This is a genomic window from Olivibacter jilunii, from assembly GCF_900607235.1.
Lineage (GTDB): Bacteria > Bacteroidota > Bacteroidia > Sphingobacteriales > Sphingobacteriaceae > Olivibacter > Olivibacter oleidegradans.
In genome coordinates this window covers 85,977-106,672 of the sequence record NZ_LR027854.1, presented here as the reverse complement: position 1 = coordinate 106,672, position 20,696 = coordinate 85,977, and the positions used below count along the sequence as shown (strand labels likewise).

Genomic DNA, 20,696 nt, shown 5'->3' with positions numbered 1-20,696 from the left:
GTTATCGGTAACGATTGCGCAAATAAAGACCTTTAAATGTTTGAAAAGATTAGCGGATAGCCTTAGAATTGTAGGGGCATAACCGATTGATACCTTGATAATGCTTTATGAATAAGATACTGAAAACTGTTATACTCTTAATTTTTACCCATGGGGCATTCGCCCAAAAACTTGCTGAACCAACTGTCTCATTACCTACTTTTAAAAAGGATACGGTATCAATCACTGCTTTCGGAGCGATTTCCGGTGGACGTCATTTAAATACGGAATCGATTAATCAAGCTATTGATCAAACACATAAGAAGGGTGGAGGCGTGGTCTTAATTCCTGCAGGTGTATGGCTATCGGGGCCTATTACCTTAAAGAGCAATATAAACTTGCATTTGGCCGCTAACGCGTTGCTGCAGTTTACAAAAGATTTTTCGCAATATTCCTTGGTACAGACCAGCTGGGAAGGGATCCCGCAGATGCGGAACCAATCGCCTATATGGGCCTTAAATCAGCAAAATATAGCGATTACCGGGAAAGGGGTTATTGACGGAAATGGTGATGCTTGGCGAATGGTGAAAAAAGCGAAAATGACAGAAACGCAATGGAAGAAGCTTATAAGCTCCGGAGGCGTTCTTAACGAAAAAGGAGATATTTGGTATCCTTCTCAGAGTTCTTTGAAAGGAGCTTCTTATAAGGATCCCGGACTTGTGGAGAAGGGGAAAAATGCACAGTTCTATGAGGAAATAAAGGACTATTTGAGACCGAATATGATTTTGCTCGAGAAATGTGAGCGTATTTTACTGGAGGGTGTAACATTTCAAAATTCAGCTGCTTGGAATATCCATCCCTTAATGAGCGCCGATTTAACCATACGGAATATTAATGTACGCAATCCTTGGTATTCCCAAAATGGAGATGGCTTGGATATTGAGTCTTGTAAAAACGTACTGGTGGAACAAAGCACCTTTGATGTAGGTGATGATGCTATCTGTATTAAAAGCGGCAGAAATGAAGCGGGTAGGGAACGTGGTATGCCAACGGAAAATCTGTGGGTACGGAATTGTACGGTTTATCATGCGCATGGTGGTTTTGTTGTGGGAAGCGAAATGAGCGGCGGTGCGAAAAATTTATATGTTGACAATTGTACGTTTATCGGAACCGATATCGGTTTACGATTTAAAACGACACGTGGAAGGGGAGGCGTAGTAGAAAATGTATATATCAATAACATTTTCATGAAAGATATTCCCGGAGAGGCTATTCTGTTCGATATGTATTATGAAGCAAAGGATCCGATCGTGTTAAGTGGAGAACATCGGGAACCTCCTAAAGTGGAATTTTTGCCTGTTACTGAAGCAACACCGCAATTTAAGGATTTTTATATTAATAATGTGGTTTGCGATGGGGCAGCTAAAGCGCTCTTTATCCGAGGCTTACCTGAAATGCACATAAAGAATATTCAATTGACTAGGCTTGACATGGTTGCTAAAGAGGGCATCGATATACAGGAAGCATCCAATATAAGCCTGCGCGACGTAAAGTTGCAGGTTGAAGATGCTTCTAAGCAAATTGCCTATATTTTAAACAGCAATGATATAAAGCTGCATCAGCTAGAAGTGAAAAATGCAAATATCTTTCATCTTCAGGGCGAACGTACTTCTACAGTTGATGTGCAAGGCTTGACGGGAGCTCAACCGGTTATTAAAGCCGATTTTGGTGCCAATAAAAACGTTATAAACATTAATTAAGATAAGGAATGGATTGGATTTTTAAGCGGCTCTTGTTGCTATCGCTCATGATAAGCTATTTTAATGTACAAGCACAGGAAGTAAAATATAGTGAGTTGATGACGCAAACGGCTATGCGACTTTGGCCTGATGCTTTTACACTGGAAAAAAATCAGCCGGCTAAATGGAGTTATGACTTGGGGGTAATTCTAAAAGGAGTAGAAGGGGTTTGGAAGAATACAGCGAATAAGCGCTATTTCGATTATATCCAGCATAAAATGGACCATTATGTGCAGGAAGACGGTACCATCAATGCTTATAAAATGGAGGATTATAATATCGACTTCATTAATAACGGAAAAATCCTCTTATTTCTATATCAGGTAACTGGAAAAGAAAAGTACTTAAAAGCAGTCCGGCATTTAAGAAAACAACTTGATACACATCCACGAACCAAACAGGGTAGTTTCTGGCATAAGAAGATCTATACACATCAAGTCTGGTTAGACGGCTTGTACATGGGACAACCTTTTTATGCGGAATATGCAAAGCTGTTTAACGAGCCGAAAGCTTTCGACGACATTAGCCGTCAATTTGCTTTAATTGAAAAGAATACGCGTGACGAAAAAACGGGTTTATTATACCATGGTTGGGACGAATCGAAAGAACAACAGTGGGCTAATAAGGAAACGGGTCGGTCACCAAATTTTTGGAGCCGTGCGTTAGGATGGTACGGCATGGCCTTGGTAGATGTACTGGATTATTTTCCTAAAAATCATTCCGGTAGAGATACGATTGTAGCTATTTTGAATCGTTACGCAGATGCAGTTGCCAGGTTTCAGCAAGCGAATGGTCTTTGGTACCAGGTGACCGATATGCCTAGTAGAAAAGGAAACTACCCAGAGGCTTCTGCTTCATCGATGATTGTCTATACTTTAGCAAAAGGTGTGCGTTTAGGATATTTACCTGCTAAATTTTTGAAAAATGCTGAAAAGGGTTATACGGGTATTTTGAAAGAGTTCATTGAAAAAGATGAACAGGGCAATGTCAACTTAAACGGCACGGTGAAAGTTTCCGGTTTAGGAGGAAAACCCTATCGTGACGGCTCCTTTGAATATTACATGAGCGAACCGGTCATTCAAAACGACCCGAAGGGGATCGGTGCTTTCATACAATGTGCAGTTGAAATGGAAATGGTCCCTAATTTGAAATTCGCTAAAGGAAAAAAGGTGCTGTTGGATTATTATTACAACCATGAAACAAGGAAAAGCTTACTAGGGCAGCAAGAACGTTATCATTATACCTGGGAAGAGCAGGATAACGGTGGTTATTCCCTGTTAGGGTACATTTTCCGTTCCTACGGTGCAGTTACTGATTCATTGGGAGTAAAACCTACAGAAGAAAATCTTCGAAAGGCCGATGTATATATCATCGTAGATCCTGACACCGAAAAGGAATCTGCCCATCCAAATTATTTGGCTACTCCTGAAATCGATGTAATTGTTAAATGGGTTAAAAATGGAGGAACACTTGTATTGCTTGGAAATGATGCCGGCAATGCTGAGTTTACGCATTTTAATGAGCTTGCAGGCCATTTTGGTGTTCAATTCAATGAAGACAACCATTTGATGGTGAAAAACAATCAATTTGAACAGGGAGCCGTTCAAGTCGATAAAAGTAACCCTATATTTAAAAGGCCCTATAAATTGTATATCAAGGAAATCAGTTCACTTCGCGTTTTTGCTCCTGCCACACCAATCGTTGGAACAAAAGGGTTAAATATCATGGCCATTAGCAAATACGGCAAGGGAAAAGTGTTTGTGTTAGGAGACCCATGGATATACAATGAATATTTAGATGGAAGGAAGTTACCTGCAAAATACCAAAATTTTCAAGCAACACATGATTGGGTGAAATGGTTAGTGAAATAGTTAAGTAGTTAAGTAGTGAAATAGTTAAGTAGTGAAATAGTTAAGTAGTGATAGCATACAGGTTAAGTACCATTGGTGATCGTATTTAAGAACTACTCAACAACTTAACTACTCGACAACTCAACATAAAGCAATAAAAATGGAACGTTTAAACAATAAGTTTTTGCAAAAGGGTACGTTACCTGTCGAGGTTGAAGTGCCCGCGGCCAATTGGAAGGAATTGCCGGTAAAGGTAATACAGTTTGGTACGGGCGTATTATTAAGAGGTCTGCCTGAATATTTTATTGACAAGGCAAACAGAAAGCAGGTATTTAATGGAAGAATCGTTGTGGTGAAATCTACGGCAAGTGGCAGAACAGATAGCTTTGAGGAGCAGGATGGCTTATATACCCTTTGTGTAAAAGGAATTGAAAACGGAAAAGAAATCGAAGAGATCAGTATTAATTCTTCCATTAAGGAAGTATTAACCGCTTCGGAAAATTGGGGAGAAATATTACGTTATGCAGAAGAACCGCAATTGCGGGTAGTAATATCGAATACAACGGAAGTAGGTATAATGTATGATAAAGATGATAAGATTACATTGAACCCACCGCATAGCTATCCAGCTAAATTATTGGCTTTCTTGTATAAACGTTTTCAGTACTTCGGTGGTGATAAGGAGGCGGGAATGGTTATATTGCCAACAGAATTAATCTCAGACAATGGAAAAAAACTGAAAGAAATTATAGTGAAATTAGCTGAGCAACATCGGTTGGAGGCGGCATTTTTACATTGGCTTGAAGATGCCAATTATTTTTGCAATACATTGGTGGACCGGATCGTACCAGGAAAGCTTCCCTTCGAAGAACATCAAAAAATGCAGGAGCGTGTAGGATATCAAGACGACTTAATGATCATGGCGGAGCCTTTTCGACTTTGGGCAATAGAGGCGAAGGATCCGAAAGTTGCGGAAATTTTATCATTCAGTACTGTGGACGATGGAATGGTCATCACTTCAGACATAAGTAAATTTAAAGAGTTAAAGTTACGGCTGTTAAATGGTACGCATACCTTTTCGTGTGGATTAGCTGTTTTAGCTGGTTGCGAAACTGTAAAAGCAGCCATGGCTGATCCTCTTTTAGAAGGCTTTATAAAAAAACTACTAATGGAGGAAATTGTTCCAACCGTTGTGTCTCGCGGTGGTATCGAAAACGAGGAAGCCAAGCTTTTTGCCGAAAAAGTGCTGGATCGTTTTAGAAATCAGTCACTCGACCATAAGTGGATTAACATTACATTGAATTACACGTCTAAAATGGAAATGCGTAACGTAGCGCTTATAAAAGGATTTTATGATGCAGTAGGTGAGGCACCGGAGTTTATGGCCATGGGCTTTGCAGCTTATATACTTTTTATGAAGGCGAAGCGCAGTATTGACAATACCTATAAAGGTTATACTAACGAGAAGGGGTATTATACCATTAATGATGAATATGCCGCCTTATTTGAGGGACTGTGGAGTAAAGAACCGGAACAAGTGGTTGAAGCAGTTTTGAATGATCAACGCATATGGAAACAGAAGCTGACACTCCCCGGTTTTCAGGAGAAGGTACTGCATTATTTACGTTTATTAATGGATAATAAGGTTAAAGAAGTAATAAAAGAGGCTGTTAATAACAAAAAATACAATCAGCTTAATTAGGTTATGGGAGCAAGGGTTTTAAAGATACATCCGAAAGACAATGTATTGGTCGCGCTGCAAGATTTACAGCAAGGAGAACAAATCGTATATCAGTCGGAAACATATCTGCTGAAGGAAGATATTCCGGCAAAGCATAAGTTTTATACGCAGGATTTGGAAAAAGGAGCGGAGGTTCTCATGTACGGAACGCTCGTTGGGAAAACACAATATCCCGTGAAGGTGGGGGAACGTATGAGTACGGATAATCTAAAGCATGCGGCTGCAGCTTACGCATTCCGACCCTACAATTACCATTGGGAAGCCCCGGATGTATCCAAGTTTGCTAATAGAACTTTCAATGGATATCACCGGTCTAATGGTGAAGTTGGAACGGCAAATTACTGGTTATTTATACCTACCGTTTTCTGTGAAAACAGAAACCTAGACGTCATAAGAGAGGCATTGCATAATGAATTAGGGTATGCCGTGACAGATAAATACAAGAGGAAGGCGCGCTTACTGAAGGAATGGTACCGACAAGGTAAGGACCTTGCTTCAGTTGATTTAGATTTGCAGGAAGCATGGGTCCCAACCGATCGGGTTTTCAAAAATGTAGACGGCATTAAATTTCTGAACCATCAAGGTGGTTGTGGTGGTATTCGACAGGATGCGGCGGTATTAAGTAAGCTTTTGGCAGCTTATGCCGATCATCCGAACGTGGCCGGTGTAACCGTGCTCAGTTTAGGATGTCAAAATTTACAGGTGCAGGACTTTTTAAATGACTTAAAAGACCGTAATCCAAACTTTGACAAGCCGCTTTACATTTTCGAACAGCAGCAGTCTAAAAGCGAAGAACAAATGGTTACGGAAGCGATTAGACAAACGTTCATAGGTTTAGCCGAAGCTGATAAATTGGAACGGAAACCTGCACCGCTCAGCAAGCTTACACTCGGTGTGAAATGCGGAGGCAGTGATGGTTTCAGTGGTATCTCTGCCAACCCTGCTGTAGGCTACTGTGCTGACCTACTAGTAGCACTGGGGGGGAAAGTTTTATTAGCTGAATTTCCGGAACTATGTGGGGCCGAGCAAAATTTGATAGACCGCACAAAGAATGAAGAGGCTGCAAAAAAATTTATAACCCTTATGGGGGCCTATAGCCAAGCGGCCGAAAATGCCGGTTCGGGATTTCATATGAATCCTTCTCCCGGAAATATTAAGGATGGCTTGATTACGGATGCCATTAAAAGTAATGGTGCCGCTAAAAAGGGTGGGACAGCGCCGGTAGAGGATGTGTTAGACTACACGGAACCAGCTATTAAACCGGGTTTAAACTTGGTTTGCACCCCTGGTAATGACGTAGAAGCAACCACGGGTAAAGCAGCCAGCGGAGCAACACTGATTTTATTTACAACAGGTTTAGGAACGCCCACAGGAAATCCCGTATGTCCGGTAATTAAAGTCGCCACCAATTCTTCGCTCGCTTCTCGTATGGCAGATATTATTGATATTGATTGCGGTCCGATTATTTCCGGTGAAAAAACCATCGAAGAAATGGGTGAGGATATTCTGGAATATTGTATTCGGGCAGCAAGCGGTGAGGTGATTCCCAAAGCAGTGCAATTGAATCAAGATGACTTTATTCCTTGGAAGAGAGGGGTGTCTTTGTAGTTGCTAGTTATTAGTTGTTAGTTGCTGGTTATTAGTTATTAGTTGTTAGTTATTGGTTGTTAGTTATTAGTAGAAGCAGGCATAAAGCGTACGCCTACTGCCTAAAGCTCACGAGTATGAAAAAATTCTTAGATAAAAATTTCTTATTAGAAAGTAATACAGCGCAAACATTATATCATGAATATGCGGCGAAAATGCCCATTATCGATTACCATTGTCATTTGTCCCCTCAACAGATAGCCGAGGATGCCCGATTTGAAAATATTACACAAGTATGGTTATATGGCGATCATTATAAATGGCGGGCAATGCGTACGAATGGTGTAGATGAACGCTATTGTACCGGCGATGCCAGTGATCGGGATAAGTTTTTAAAGTGGGCTGAAACTGTACCATATACCCTAAGGAACCCCCTTTACCATTGGACGCATTTAGAATTGCAGCGGTATTTTGGCATTGATAAAATACTGGACGCTAGTACTGCTGAAGAAATATACGATGAAGCGAGCGATTTACTTAAGAAGCCGGAATATAGTGTCAGGAATCTATTAAGGAAGATGAATGTAAAGATTGTGTGTACAACAGACGATCCGACAGACAGTTTAATATATCATCAACAGCTAAAAAAAGAGGGCTTTGAAATTCGGGTACTACCTGCCTTCCGGCCAGATAATGCGATGAACCTTTCTGTACTGTCGAAATTCCAGCAGTATGTAGAAAAATTGAGCCGCGTTTCGGGGGTAACTGTTCAAAATTTTGATGACTATTTGCAAGCGCTGAAAGTTAGACACGATTATTTTGCTGAAAATGGATGCTGTGTGTCAGATCATGGGTTAGAGGAAATTTATAACGAATCCTACAGATTAGAAGATATTAGAACCATCTTCTCCAACGCATTGCAGGGTAAAGTTATTTCTGATGAACAGCATAATCAATTTCGATCGGCCATGCTAACCTATTTCGCTGAATGGGACCACGAAAAGGGATGGGTGCAACAGTATCATTTGGGTGCACTTCGAAATAATAATTCAAGAATGATGCAAAAATTAGGTCCTGATACGGGTTGGGATTCTATCGGTGATTTTTCGCAGGGAAGGGCTCTAGCGGGTTTCCTTGACAAACTGGATAGTCAGGATAAATTAGCTAAAACCATCCTGTATAATCTTAACCCGGCAGATAATGAATTAATAGCGACCATGATTGGCAACTTCAACGACGGTTCTTCGGCCGGAAAGATTCAATTCGGCTCCGGTTGGTGGTTCCTTGATCAGAAAGACGGTATGATCAAACAGATGAATGCGTTGTCGAATATGGGACTGATCAGTAAATTTGTCGGCATGCTGACTGACTCGCGAAGCTTTCTGTCTTATCCTCGTCACGAATACTTTAGACGAATCCTTTGTAACTTGTTCGGCGAAGAAGTCGAAAACGGTGAGTTACCTGAGAATTTACCTTGGATTGGCAAAGTTATCGAAGATATTTGCTATCATAATGCCGCTAGTTACTTCAATTGGCCTACAGAGGGGTGAGGGATAAGGTGTAGGGTGTGAGGTTTAAGGTATAGAGTATAAGGTATAGGGTGTAGGGTATAAGTATACGGTTTTAGGTATATTAGGGGATAAGGTTTAAGAGATGAGGTGTCAGAATAAGATTTTTTCTTGATACTTACCTGCCTGCCGGTAGGCAGGTGTCTTGACACCTATATCCTAACCACAGAAAGCCGACTCTACGCTAGGATTATTAGCCAAAATTTAATATCATTGTAGCTGAATAACTAACGTAAGGAAAACGTATGAATGTGCAAACGTTTTCTTTTAACCTAATTAACATTTATTGCCATAAATCATGAATTCTAAAGAGACAATAGGTAAGTACAGATGGACAATTTGTACACTGCTATTTTTTGCTACTACGATCAACTATATGGACCGTCAGGTGCTTTCCTTAACATGGAAAGATTTCATTGCACCTGAATTCAAATGGACCAATAATGATTATGGTAACATAACAGCTTTGTTCTCTATATTTTACGCGATATCTCTTTTGTTCGCTGGTAGATTCGTAGATTGGTTAGATACAAAAAAAGGTTTTCTATGGGCAATAGGAATTTGGTCGATCGGTGCCTGTCTTCACGCATTTTGTGGTATTGCAACGTCAGGGTTGTTAACCGGCAAATGGTTCGTAGGGTTTGAAGGCGCGAAAGAGGCACTAGCCCTCGTTGGCGATTCTGCAAAAATTATATCAATCAGTGTCACGCTTTTTATCTTTGCTCGACTTGTATTAGCGATAGGGGAAGCGGGTAATTTTCCGGCGGCAATTAAGGCGACGGCTGAATATTTTCCGAAAAAAGATAGAGCCTTTGCTACCAGTATTTTTAATGCGGGTGCAACGGTAGGTGCACTTGCGGCTCCTGTTACCATACCGTTTATAGCCGAAGCCTATGGATGGGAGATGTCCTTTATCATCATAGGCGCTTTAGGGTTCATATGGATGGGATTTTGGGTGTTTATGTACCATAAACCTGAGGTACACCCACGCGTTGGAAAAGCGGAACTCGACTATATTCAGCAAGATTTAATAAACGATAGGAAGTTGGTTGACTATGTAGAAGAAACAACCGATAAAGCTTCTTTCGTTAAATGTTTGAAATATAATCAGACATGGGCATTTGCCTTTGGTAAGTTTATGACTGATGGAGTTTGGTGGTTTTTCCTCTTTTGGACACCTGCTTATTTAAGTTCCGTATACGGTATGGATTCTACACAAAGTGCCTTACCTCTTTTTGTTTTATACCTTATTACCCTGCTTTCTATAATTGGCGGTTGGCTTCCAACTTACTTCGTCGATAAAAAAGGGATGAATCCGTATGAGGGCCGTATGCGATCGATGTTGATTTTTGCCTTTTTCCCTTTGTTAGCGCTGTTTGCTCAACCTTTAGGACATATAAGTTATTGGCTTCCTGTAATTATTATCGGTATAGCTGGTGCAGCACATCAGGCTTGGTCTGCCAATATTTTCACCACCGTAGGTGATATGTTCCCCAAAAAAGCTATTGCTACGATTACGGGTATCGGCGGTATGGCTGGAGGCGTGGGTTCTTTCTTTATTAATAAGGGTTCCGGAATGCTCTTCGATTACAGCAAAGAAACGGAGATGTCCTTCATGGGTTTTCATGGTATTGAAGCTGGTTATTTTATTATATTTTCCGTTTGCGCGGTTTGCTATATCATTGGCTGGGTAGTTATGAAATCGCTAGTACCTCGATATTCGCCTATTACGGATTTATAGTTATTGGTTGCTAGGTTGAATAGTTGAGTTGTCGAGCAGTTCTTAAATGTGATCGCCACTCAACTACTTAACTAGTATAAAAACTCTACTAATCCCAAAAAAAATTTATGTAATCTATGTTCTTTTTATGAACTTTGCGTAAGAATTGGATATTGAAAAGAGAGCCAAACTACACCTGCTCTTATCGTCTTTGGCTCAATTTGAACCGATTCGTTAAGTTTATTAAATAAACGTGGAAACTCATATACTTCCTGCTACTGCGTATAATCGCAACCGTGTCCGTTTGGCTGTATCTCTTTTTTATTTTTGTCAAGGCTTGGCTTTTGCCTCTTGGGCAAGTCGTATTCCGGATATTAAAACTAAACTTCATCTTTCTGACGGGCAATTAGGTAGCTTACTATTTGCACTACCGCTAGGCCAATTGGCTACAATGGCGCTCTCCGGTACCTTAGTAACTAAGTTTGGCAGTAAAAAAGTGTTAACCGTAGCTGCCGCTTTATATGTGGTTGCACTTACTAATTTAGGTTTAGCTTCTCAGGGTTGGCATTTAGGTGTTTCCTTATTTATATTTGGAATCATCGGTAACATGTGTAATATAGCAGTAAATACACAAGGGGTTGCCGCAGAGAATCTTTTCGACAAACCAATCATGTCCTCTTTTCATGGGGCTTGGAGTATTGCAGGGTTTACAGGTGCTTTGGTAGGCCTATTGATGATCAATCTACATATTGCTCCTTATCTACATTTTTGGATTATCGCAGGCCTGGTATGGATAAGTATCCTAATCAATAATAAGTTTCTTGTAGCAGGGGTAGGACCGGCCAGTACTACTAAAAAGAAATTATTCTCCAAACCTGAGGGGGCTTTGCTACAATTGGGTGTGATAGGCTTCTGCAGTATGGCTACTGAAGGGGCGATGTTTGATTGGAGTGGCGTATATTTCAAAGATATCGTAAAAGCGCCGCAGGCATTGGTACCCCTTGGCTACGCGTCCTTCATGGTGATGATGGCTTCAGGGCGTTTTATTGGAGATCGGCTCATTGCTCGATTGGGTAGAAAAAGGGTTTTGCAAGTGAGTGGCGTATTGATATCATCGGGTATGTTCTTGGCGGTGTTGTTTCCCTATATTATTACGGCAGTAATTGCTTTTATGCTGGTAGGACTAGGAGTCGCAACCGTTGTTCCTACGGTCTATAGTGTTGCCGGGAGAAATGCTAAAGTATCACCGGGAATTGCCTTAGCAATGGTATCGAGCGTGAGTTATCTTGGTTTTCTTATGGGACCACCGCTCATTGGTTATATCGCTGAATTAGCCAGTTTAAGGTATTCTTATGCAGTTATTGGCGTGTTTGGATTGGTGATCACGTTGTTGGTTGCTAAAATAAGGGCTATTAATCAGTAGTCGCACCTTAATTCCGTTTCTTTTAATCTCACGGGCTTAAGTATAATCGGGGGAGGGTGTTAAAGGAAAGATTTTTTTTATCAACTTTTTCTTGGCAAAAAGTTGAGCAAAACCCAAGGCTTTGTAGACTATCTCGCAACTGATGGCAAAGCATTCATGGCGCGTATTGGAGCCGTTTCACTTCCTCAATCCGCTTGAGTATTGCAAGACGAACATGTGTGCAAATGCTTTGCTGCTCGTTGCATCGATATCCTCCAAGGCCGTTTTTCCCACACACAGGGCTATATTTAGGGCTGAAGAAATAATAATACGTCCGGTTAAAAGTAAAGTCCCTTCGTTCTGCCACAATGTCGCCTAGGAAATTTGCGGTTTGCACGTTGATGCATTACCATTTAAAGCAAAGTTCCAAGCGACGAGTCTTTGGTTACTTTTTTCATCACTTGTTCGTTTTTATGGCATTCAAGCTACTTCGTGGTCTTCGGAAGAAAGTGACAAATTAAACCTTCGTTTAATCTAAACAATCTATTGAACATAAAAGTGGTTGCCGTAAGGAGAACCACTTCTTGGCAATAGTTTTTTGCAATACATCTGCATTTTATGTTCTCTATTTTTAGTGTTTGAAAACACTTACCGCAAACTTGTTAACTTAATATAAAATTAAAATGAAACTAAGTTGCTATTAATATTATTCGTTTAAATTTGTCATTTACTAACACTGCCCATAGGAGTACGTTTGGGAGCTAATGATATAAAAACAAAAATAAATGAAACGTAGAGATTTCTTTAGAAATACCGCATTTACCGCATTAGGGGCTTCCGTATTATCCCCGTTTCAATCAATTGCCGGCAATCGGCCAATGAAAAACCCGTCGGTAAGGAAAGCCAAGAATATTATTTTTATGGTGAGCGATGGGATGAGTACCGGAACCTTAAATATGGCTAACTTACTGTTGCAAAGAAAGGAAGGTAGACAAAGTAATTGGTTATCACTATATGAAAGAAATGAGGCGGTTCGAGCGTTAATGGACACAGCGTCCGCGAGTTCTTTGGTGACTGACTCAGCTGCCGCGAGCTCTTCTTGGGGAGGAGGGGTACGTGTTCCGAATGGTTCATTAAATGTGAATGCTGATGGTTCTTTTAATAAACCTATCCTACAAAAATTTAAGGCTGCAGGTAAATCGGTTGGTTGTGTTACTTCTGTCCCCATCACCCATGCTACGCCTGCCGGTTTCTGCGTAAATAGCAATAAGCGCTCAGATCAACCCGGTATTGCACTTCAATATTTAGACTTGCGTTTTGACGTCATGATGGGCGGCGGGCTTGAATTTTTCAGTGCCGATAAAAGGGAAGATAAGCAAGACCTTTTCGCTAAATATCGACAAGCTGGATTTATGGTATTTCAAAATCGGGATGAAATGAATACCCTTTCGGATAAGGAAGATCGTCCGATATTGGGTGTCTTTTATGCCGACGGTTTACCATATGCGTTGGATCGAGCGAATGATCCCACACTAGCATCAACAACGCCAAGTTTGGCCGAGATGACTAAGGCAGCGATTAAGAAGTTAAAGAATAATAAGAATGGTTTCGTATTACAGATAGAAGGAGGAAAAGTAGATTGGGCTGCTCATGCGAATGATGCAGGAGCACTTATTTATGACCAATTGGCCTTTGATGAAGCAATAGGAGAAGCAATGGCTTTTGCTTTAGCTGATAAGGAAACCTTAGTGGTTTTGACCACTGATCACGGTAACGCGAATCCAGGTCTGTTTTATGGGGAACAAGCGAATAGGAATTTCGACCTCATTCAGTCGTTCAAACATACAAATGACTGGATTCTAAACGGAACGGATAAAAGTTATACGCCATCGAGGTTGATTGAGCGTATCGAATTTGCGCAAGGCTATTCGATCACGATCGACGAAGCAAACGAACTGTTGAGCCATTATGAGACGCTTGATGGAGATGGCCTTTATAATCCACGCAAACTTCCATTTAGAAAGCTAGCCCAAATTCAGGAGAAACACCTTTCCGTCGGTTGGGGTTCAATGGATCATTCTGCCGACTATGTTGAACTTGCTATGTATGGTCCTGGAAGTGAACAACTTAAACCCTTTGTTAAAAATATAGAGTTGCACAACTTTATGCTACAAACTACGGGAATCTTTGTTTAGCAGGTAACCTAACTGCGTTTTATTTTGTTATATAAGGGAGATCGTTTATCTTGTATCGATAAATATATACACAAGATGAGGATCGCTTTTTATAGTGCACAACCATACGATAAATCTTCTTTTGAAGAAATGAACAAGGAGAAGGCTTATCGTTTTCTTTTTTTTGATATCGACCTCAATGAGCAAACGGTAAAACTTGCGGAAGGTTGTGATGCGGTCTGCATTTTTGTAAATGACCATGCAAATGCCAAAGTGCTTGAAAGGCTCGCTGGCTTAAACATTAAAATCGTGGTTTTACGTTGTGCAGGATTTAATCAAGTCGATTTAGAGGCCGCTCAGCGCTTTGAAATCAGCGTATATCGCGTCCCCGCCTATTCGCCGGAAGCAGTCGCTGAACATGCGGTAGCTATGATCTTGACGCTAAATCGAAAAACACATAAAGCTTATAATCGAGTGCGGGAAGGTAATTTCTCCTTAAATCGTTTAACCGGCTTTAATCTGCATGGAAAGAAAGTAGGTGTGGTAGGTTTAGGAAAAATAGGACTGGCATTTTGTAAAATTATGCATGGTTTTGGATGTGAGCTCTTAGGGTATGATCCGGTCGAGTCGACTCATCCCGACTATATTATAAATGTGAATTTTGAGGAACTCCTGTCAAAAAGCGATATTATTTCACTCCATTGCCCATTAGTGCCGAGTACTAAACATATGATTAAGGAAGAGAGCCTTGCTTTAATGAAAAATGGTGTTATGCTTATTAACACCAGCAGAGGGGCCTTAATTCATACTACAGATATTATTAATTCTTTGAAAACCGGAAAAGTGGGACATTTAGGTATTGATGTATACGAACAGGAAGAAAAGTTGTTTTTCAGGGATTTTTCGGAGCATATTATTGACGATGATGATATTTTGCGATTAATGAGCTTCCCCAACGTACTTATTACCTCACATCAGGGTTTCTTTACAACGGAAGCGCTAGCCGAAATAGCGTCGATTACCTTGAAAAATCTAAGGGACGCAAAAAATGGTCTAAAAACGAACAATTCATTAACCTAATAATGAATTGACATAGATGTTTTTGACAAGATGACCTTCGGTAACGAATAATGTCTTTTTTTATGTTAAACGAAGGTTTTTTAATCAGATTCTTTTATTTTTTAATTTATCTCAATTTACCTTGATGCAAAGTGAGTCAAACATCAAGGCTGTCCGGTTCGCGCTAAAAATTCGTTTCTCAACCCACCGTTCTGCGGAGTCGCCCCAATTCACAATTCCTTCCCTTCGCTTTTTCGCATAACGTCTTTTCCACACTTCTAACAGAATTTTCTTTACGCCCACCCTAGAAGAATTAATATATAGTCCATTTTGTTAAAATTTGTTAAAATTTTAACAGCGAATGTAACCATTTGACTTTTCCATAGTCTTATAGTTGGTTTTTGTTTATATTGGGTTTGTCAAGCCCTGTGGTTCCCAAATCACAGGGCTTGTTTTTTAAACTGACAATCATTGTCATCAAAATGTTAAACAGCAAAAAAAGATTTGTCAAAGTGTATTTTGTACACTATCTTTGTATCATTCATAATTTAGGTTTATAATTGGTTAGTTAGGAAGCCTTCAATCTCCCCGGTTGAAGGCTTTTCTTTTCTGATTTAATCCAGTTCAAACGAAAATTCATCGTAGTCTTTTGTGCGCCAAGCTAAATGTTGTGTCGCCGGCGAAATGGCAAATAAAGGAGAGAAGGTTTTTACTTTGATGGTCTTTCCATCCGGTAAAAATTCCAATATACGTAACCATCCGTCACCACCGTTGCCATGCCAACCACCTCCCAAGGCCTGCGCGTTAAAGGTCATTTGCTGTACTTTTTTCCCACCGGCATTGGTATCTGTTCGGAAGCCGATATGGGCTCTTTCATCATCAGGTGCACCAATATGGCCGGAAAAAACTAAGACAATATTTTTTGAAGGTTTTACTAACTTTTCCCACACAGCCTTTCCATAATTTGGATTTTGCAATTTGTAACCTTCTGATTCTATGTGTTCGTTTTTCGCATTTAGATAGGAGTGTGTAAGCAAGACAACCCGATGTTGTGCATAAGCGGGTTTATTGACTATTTCTTTCGCCCAAGCTAGGGTACCATCGTGCGGTGCAAATTCAAGCACTAAAAATAAGTATTTGATGCCTTTTGGGTCGCTAAATTCATAAGCCGCGTTTGTTAAACTTGGTTTACCGTCAATATCGTAACCAACTTCCTTCAGTAAAGCTTTTGACAATGGATTTTTATCGAGTGGGAAATACTGATTATAGTTGGTTTCGCGATTTTCTGCACTTTTAATGCCGTAATCATGATTGCCTGTAGCTGCAATATAAGGCACTTTGCCATCTAGTTTATTAAAGCCCTTCGCTACCGAGCGCCATTGTTCAATACTTACTTGATTACCATTTTTGCCTTCGGGGATCCATATATTATTCTGTTCAACCAAGTCGCCCGTGCACAGAACCATTTTAATATGTAAGGGATCTATTTGTTCGCCTATCCAACTGGTCATCAGGTCAAAAATAGCTTGATTACGACTAAATTTCACATACGTTTGCGGGTCGGGTAATAAGATCATTGACCATGAATTGCTATCCGTTAGCGCAGGGGGTTGATAGGAGTTGTTTTGTCCGTAAGTCTCCGTTCCAAGGTGGAATAGAATAAAGCTAAATACCCAAATTTTTAAAATAGATTTCATAAGTAACCTCCATCTTTTAAGATTTTTGCCCATAATTGATAACCTTCCATACGTAAATGTAAACCATCGTGCGTCAAGGAGGCCTTCAAACGATTGTCTCCATCAAGAAAATGCGGATATAAATCGATTAATTGAATGCCCTTTTCCGTGGTTAGCTTTCGGATGCCTTCGTTTATGTAAAGAATATGTTCGTCTTTACCATAGTGGTTTTTGAACTTCTCAAAAGTACTGTTTACCGGTAACAGAGTTTGGAAGTAGATGTGGGTTTTGGGTGAACCTTTTTGTATTCGGTCGATTATTTTTTCGTAATTATTGAGAATAACGTCGTCCGGTATATTTCTGGATATGTCGTTAATACCGATGAGCACGAATATCTTTTTCGGTCTACCGGCAATCACATCATCTAGTCGTTCAAGGACGCCAAACGTTATGTCCCCGGAAATACCTCTATTACGCGCTTGCGGGATTTGCAATAATTCATTCCAGTCTGTTCCTGCAGTAATGCTATTGCCAAGGAAAATGATGTCTGACTTAGCTTTTGGAAAGGATTTAAATTGATCAACGAGCAGGGGGTAAATGGCCGGGCGATAAGTGCTATCCCAACCTTGCTGAGCTTGTGATTCTAAAAAGCCCATGAACAGCAAATAAGCTATTAAAAGTGATTTCAGCTTGTACATAGTTATATTTAATGCTTAATCTTTGGATGACTTTTATTAGGGGGGATACCCCATTCTTTTGTGATATAGGTAGATTTTGTGTCGTCGGCATCATGGCAATAAACGGTTAAGGCATCATGCGCTTCCCAGTATTGTTTAACCGTATACCCATCCATGTCACCCGCGTGTATGCCTTTTTCTATTTTCTCATCATCGGGATTTACAATAAGTTTGATACCCACCGATTCGTTCATCATTTCCAGATCCCCGCGACTGTTGCCACCTACTAATAGGGGGCGAGCCTTGATAAATGTTTGAATGGCTTCCGCTTTACCCCCGTCTTGCGGAATGGGGCAAACCAACTGATTAGTTACTCTGCCGTGACTAACTACCGACTTTACACCTAGTATGCGTTCTTCCGGGATGCCAAGGTTTTCCTTTACAAATTGCTGATAGAGTAGTTCCGGCGATGCCGAAAGCACCCAGATTTCGAATCCATAGTGTTGTAGATTTGCGAGCAATTCACGCATTTCCGGGTAAAATTTCGGCCGATATTTTTCATAGAAACAGTTTTTTCCAATTGCATTTACTGCATCTGGCGTTAAGCCCGCTAAAAAAGCAATGCGATTTTTGACATAGTTGACGCCTACATTGTCTCCATGCAACATTGCATCGATAATGGCCATTTTCGCTTTAGATAAATTGTCTACCTTTTTTGCATAATTCTCCTTGGCAAACGCGTAAATTGCTTCGTCAGCTAAGTAATAAGGAGATTGTCCAAAGAGTGTTCCATCACAATCGAAAACAGCAACTTTTCGCTCCTTGATAATTAAGGTCGAGTTAAGGAAACTTTCCAACTTTTGATTAACCTGGTCTGTCCAACCGTGGATTGGCCGATAGGTTTGCGCAAAAGAAAAGGTAAATAAGAAAGAAAAGCCTCCGATAAACAGGGCTTTCTTGATTTTGTTTACTACTAACATCATCGGGCTTACTTTTTGCTGAGAATGTCAAAAAGCAGCTCAGGTTCATTGGTGGTGATGTATTCTACTTTTTGATCGAGCAAACTTTTCATTTCCTCTGCGTCGTTTACAGTCCAAACGTTAACTGTTAAGCCGATCTTGTGGGCATCCTTAATCCATGATGGATTTTTTTTGAAAACATTGTAATGGTAATCGATGCCTTTAAACCCATCAGCTTTTGCTTCGGCCGGACTTAAGTCGCCGTTAAGATAGGCTACTTCAGCTTTTGGAGCCAGTTTTGCTAGGTGTTTGCCTGCGTCGCGGTCGAAGGTAATATAGTCTACCCATTTTTCGGCACCTAATTTTTTAACAAGGGCAACAGACATTTCCGCAGCCTTCAATACACGTTCCTTGCCTAATTTGGAAGGTTTCAACTCAAAGATCAGTTTTGTCTTTTTCTGTTTCATACCCTCTTTAAGATAGGCCTCAACGGTTGGAATAGATTCGCCGTTCGGATGCTTTTTGGCTAGTAATTCTTGATATGTTGCAGTCTCTATATCGATACCGTAAAAATCCCTATCGTGATTTACCACCAGGATATCATCTTTAGTTAAGTACACATCGAATTCGGAACCGTAGCAACCGAGTTCAGCCGCATGATTTAATGACGCAAGGGAGTTTTCCGGTAAACCGGCCTGTTTCCAAGCTCCTCGGTGTGCAATAACCACGTTTTTATTAAATTGAGCATAAGTGCTTTGCATAAAAGTAAATAAACAAATTGCAGTGATTAAAAAAGATTGTTTTTTCATTGTTTTTGTGTTGTTAAATATGCTTGCAAACAATTGAGCAAATTACAAATTATCCATGATAATAGGCGAGTTTGCTCGGATTGCTTTGTGTTATATAAATGCTATCTTTATGTTAATTCAATAATTTGGATTTTGTTCAAGTTTCGAATTCAGATCCAACTCTTTTTGCGCAATAGGCCACCAATAATCTCTTGCCGGATTGAATTTTCTCGTCTCAATAATGTTGCTTTGCCACGTTTTTATAGGGGCATTCATAACAACTTCGGCAATTTTCCAACGTCTTATGTCGTTATAATAAAGCGCTTCTCCTGCAAACTCAATCCGTCTTTCTTTCCTGATGAGTTCGCGCATTTCTGATTGACTTTTATTGGATGGAATTTCCGGCATACCGACACGTTTTCGAATTTTGTTTAGGCTTTCGAGAATGGCAGGATTGCCTGGATCTATTTCATTGAGTGCCTCTGCATACATCATCAATATATCCGCATATCGTAGGACAATGAAGTTCGTTTCTGATTGCCCGGACTTTAAATCAGATTTATCTTTTGGTGGTTTTTCTGCGTCATAAATGGAATATTTTTTCATCGCGTAGCCGGTCTGTTTATAATAGTCGGCACTTGCAACTTCTCCCTTAAAAAGGGCCCCAGGGTATACGACTGTTGCGGCTAGTCGGGGATCACGATTTTCATAAGGCTTTGCAGGATCATAGCCGGCGCCAGGGTCGGTAATAGGCAATCCGTTCTTCATGTCGTAAGTATCCACCAAATCTTGAAGTGGTGCATTCGAATTATATTGTGTATTGATCAGATCAAATGAGTGTCCTTCGTCAGGAAATAGAAATTGTACATCGAAAATAACTTCTTTATTGTTTTCGTTTTCGGGAAGGAATAATTTCCTATAGTCTTCAAACAAATCATAGCCTGCCGCAGGAGCGAGGTCTAATACAGCTTTTGCTGCATCTGCAGCAGCCTGCCATTTTTCGGAACTATTGCTCGGATTCAAAAGAGGGCTTGCTTCGTAGAGGAGCACACGCGCTTTTAGTGCCATGGCGGCGCCTTTTGTAGCTCTTCCTAAATCTCCACCTGCATGTTTTACCGGAAGTTTCTCAACGGCCGTATTTAGATCAGCTATAACCTGTGCAATCACCTCTTCTCGGGAATTCCGAGGCATGCTTACTTGTGTGTCCGGATTTGGTGCTTCCAAAATAAGGGGCACTCCACCATAATAGGTAGCCAGTTCAAAATAATAAAGCGCTCTTAAGAAATAAACTTGCCCCTCCATGAGGTTCTGTTTTTCAGCATCGAGCCCAACATCGCCCACTCGTGCGAAGAATGTATTAGCACGTCCTATACCTTGATAGCATTGTGCCCAACGATTGGCAATAATTCCTTCTGTACTGGCGGATTGCTGGCTACGTCCAATCGCATCGTAGCCTAAGGTACCGCCACTATAACAATAAGCGTTAGGAGTTGCGCCTTCTTCCCATAAAGGAGTGGCATCTCCTCCGAACAAACCATTACCGGTTAATACGGCGTAAATGCCGGTTAATGCTGCGTTTGCAGTAGCTTCTGTTTGCCAAAAATTGCTTTCGGTATACTTGAAATCGGGTTCCCTGTCTAGAAGATCCGGGTTACATCCCGCCAAAACAAGCATCGTGTAAATGGCGGCTATTTTATATTTTTTACTTTTCATTTTT

At 40.5% G+C, this 20,696-nt stretch carries 14 protein-coding genes; 9 read left to right on the top strand and 5 right to left on the bottom strand.

What is annotated here, in order from left to right:
• Nucleotides 1-107 precede the first annotated feature (107 nt).
• From E0E36_RS20590 to E0E36_RS20550, 9 genes are all read left to right on the top strand, one after another.
• Entirely contained in the window at nucleotides 108-1,739 is a 1,632-nt protein-coding gene (locus E0E36_RS20590) for a glycoside hydrolase family 28 protein (RefSeq protein WP_130857563.1), read from the top strand.
• Nucleotides 1,740-1,747: 8 nt separating this feature from the next.
• Nucleotides 1,748-3,649, top strand: a complete 1,902-nt coding sequence (locus tag E0E36_RS20585) for a glycoside hydrolase family 88 protein (protein ID WP_130857562.1) — start codon at nucleotides 1,748-1,750, stop codon at nucleotides 3,647-3,649.
• Between the two features lie 139 nt (nucleotides 3,650-3,788).
• Nucleotides 3,789-5,330 carry a tagaturonate reductase gene (locus tag E0E36_RS20580; protein ID WP_130857561.1) on the top strand — a complete coding sequence of 514 codons (1,542 nt, stop codon included), beginning with the start codon at nucleotides 3,789-3,791 and terminating at the stop codon, nucleotides 5,328-5,330.
• Between the two features lie 3 nt (nucleotides 5,331-5,333).
• A complete protein-coding gene (locus tag E0E36_RS20575; RefSeq protein ID WP_130857560.1) occupies nucleotides 5,334-6,977 on the top strand; it encodes a UxaA family hydrolase in 1,644 nt (547 codons plus the stop codon).
• A 116-nt stretch (nucleotides 6,978-7,093) separates the two neighbouring features.
• Nucleotides 7,094-8,506: a glucuronate isomerase gene (uxaC, locus tag E0E36_RS20570; RefSeq protein ID WP_013666162.1), complete on the top strand. Its 1,413-nt coding sequence runs from the start codon at nucleotides 7,094-7,096 to the stop codon at nucleotides 8,504-8,506.
• Nucleotides 8,507-8,822: 316 nt separating this feature from the next.
• A complete protein-coding gene (locus E0E36_RS20565; RefSeq protein WP_130857559.1) occupies nucleotides 8,823-10,265 on the top strand; it encodes an MFS transporter in 1,443 nt (480 codons plus the stop codon).
• A gap of 232 nt (nucleotides 10,266-10,497) precedes the next feature.
• Entirely contained in the window at nucleotides 10,498-11,667 is a 1,170-nt protein-coding gene (locus E0E36_RS20560; RefSeq protein WP_013666164.1) for an MFS transporter, read from the top strand.
• Nucleotides 11,668-12,431: 764 nt separating this feature from the next.
• On the top strand, nucleotides 12,432-13,841 hold the full coding sequence (locus E0E36_RS20555; RefSeq protein ID WP_130857558.1) for an alkaline phosphatase: 1,410 nt from the start codon (nucleotides 12,432-12,434) through the stop codon (nucleotides 13,839-13,841).
• Nucleotides 13,842-13,916: 75 nt separating this feature from the next.
• The gene (locus E0E36_RS20550; RefSeq protein ID WP_130857557.1) at nucleotides 13,917-14,900 is read left to right on the top strand and encodes a 2-hydroxyacid dehydrogenase; all 984 of its coding nucleotides are present in this window, start codon (nucleotides 13,917-13,919) and stop codon (nucleotides 14,898-14,900) included.
• Between the two features lie 593 nt (nucleotides 14,901-15,493).
• Here E0E36_RS20550 and E0E36_RS20545 read toward each other — a convergent pair.
• The 5 genes from E0E36_RS20545 to E0E36_RS20525 form a co-directional block, all read right to left on the bottom strand.
• A complete protein-coding gene (locus tag E0E36_RS20545; protein ID WP_130857556.1) occupies nucleotides 15,494-16,576 on the bottom strand; it encodes a metallophosphoesterase in 1,083 nt (360 codons plus the stop codon).
• A complete protein-coding gene (locus E0E36_RS20540; RefSeq protein ID WP_130857555.1) occupies nucleotides 16,573-17,253 on the bottom strand; it encodes a GDSL-type esterase/lipase family protein in 681 nt (226 codons plus the stop codon). The genes E0E36_RS20545 and E0E36_RS20540 overlap by 4 nt, the downstream gene beginning before the upstream one ends.
• A gap of 8 nt (nucleotides 17,254-17,261) precedes the next feature.
• Nucleotides 17,262-18,215: an HAD family hydrolase gene (locus E0E36_RS20535; RefSeq protein ID WP_242627347.1), complete on the bottom strand. Its 954-nt coding sequence runs from the start codon at nucleotides 18,213-18,215 to the stop codon at nucleotides 17,262-17,264.
• A 5-nt stretch (nucleotides 18,216-18,220) separates the two neighbouring features.
• Entirely contained in the window at nucleotides 18,221-19,000 is a 780-nt protein-coding gene (locus E0E36_RS20530) for a glycerophosphodiester phosphodiesterase family protein (protein WP_130857554.1), read from the bottom strand.
• Nucleotides 19,001-19,117: 117 nt separating this feature from the next.
• A complete protein-coding gene (locus E0E36_RS20525) occupies nucleotides 19,118-20,692 on the bottom strand; it encodes a RagB/SusD family nutrient uptake outer membrane protein (protein WP_207303792.1) in 1,575 nt (524 codons plus the stop codon).
• Nucleotides 20,693-20,696: the final 4 nt, after the last annotated feature.

Excerpts from the sequence above, each read along its gene's own strand:
- E0E36_RS20590 (WP_130857563.1), top strand. The coding sequence starts at position 108 with ATGAATAAGATACTGAAAACTGTTATACTCTTAATTTTTACCCATGGG.
- E0E36_RS20585 (WP_130857562.1), top strand. The coding sequence starts at position 1,748 with ATGGATTGGATTTTTAAGCGGCTCTTGTTGCTATCGCTCATGATAAGC.
- E0E36_RS20580 (WP_130857561.1), top strand. The coding sequence starts at position 3,789 with ATGGAACGTTTAAACAATAAGTTTTTGCAAAAGGGTACGTTACCTGTC.
- E0E36_RS20575 (WP_130857560.1), top strand. The coding sequence starts at position 5,334 with ATGGGAGCAAGGGTTTTAAAGATACATCCGAAAGACAATGTATTGGTC.
- uxaC (WP_013666162.1), top strand. The coding sequence starts at position 7,094 with ATGAAAAAATTCTTAGATAAAAATTTCTTATTAGAAAGTAATACAGCG.
- E0E36_RS20565 (WP_130857559.1), top strand. The coding sequence starts at position 8,823 with ATGAATTCTAAAGAGACAATAGGTAAGTACAGATGGACAATTTGTACA.
- E0E36_RS20555 (WP_130857558.1), top strand. The coding sequence starts at position 12,432 with ATGAAACGTAGAGATTTCTTTAGAAATACCGCATTTACCGCATTAGGG.
- E0E36_RS20550 (WP_130857557.1), top strand. The coding sequence starts at position 13,917 with ATGAGGATCGCTTTTTATAGTGCACAACCATACGATAAATCTTCTTTT.
- E0E36_RS20545 (WP_130857556.1), bottom strand. The coding sequence starts at position 16,576 with ATGAAATCTATTTTAAAAATTTGGGTATTTAGCTTTATTCTATTCCAC.
- E0E36_RS20540 (WP_130857555.1), bottom strand. The coding sequence starts at position 17,253 with ATGTACAAGCTGAAATCACTTTTAATAGCTTATTTGCTGTTCATGGGC.
- E0E36_RS20535 (WP_242627347.1), bottom strand. The coding sequence starts at position 18,215 with ATGATGTTAGTAGTAAACAAAATCAAGAAAGCCCTGTTTATCGGAGGC.
- E0E36_RS20530 (WP_130857554.1), bottom strand. The coding sequence starts at position 19,000 with ATGAAAAAACAATCTTTTTTAATCACTGCAATTTGTTTATTTACTTTT.
- E0E36_RS20525 (WP_207303792.1), bottom strand. The coding sequence starts at position 20,692 with ATGAAAAGTAAAAAATATAAAATAGCCGCCATTTACACGATGCTTGTT.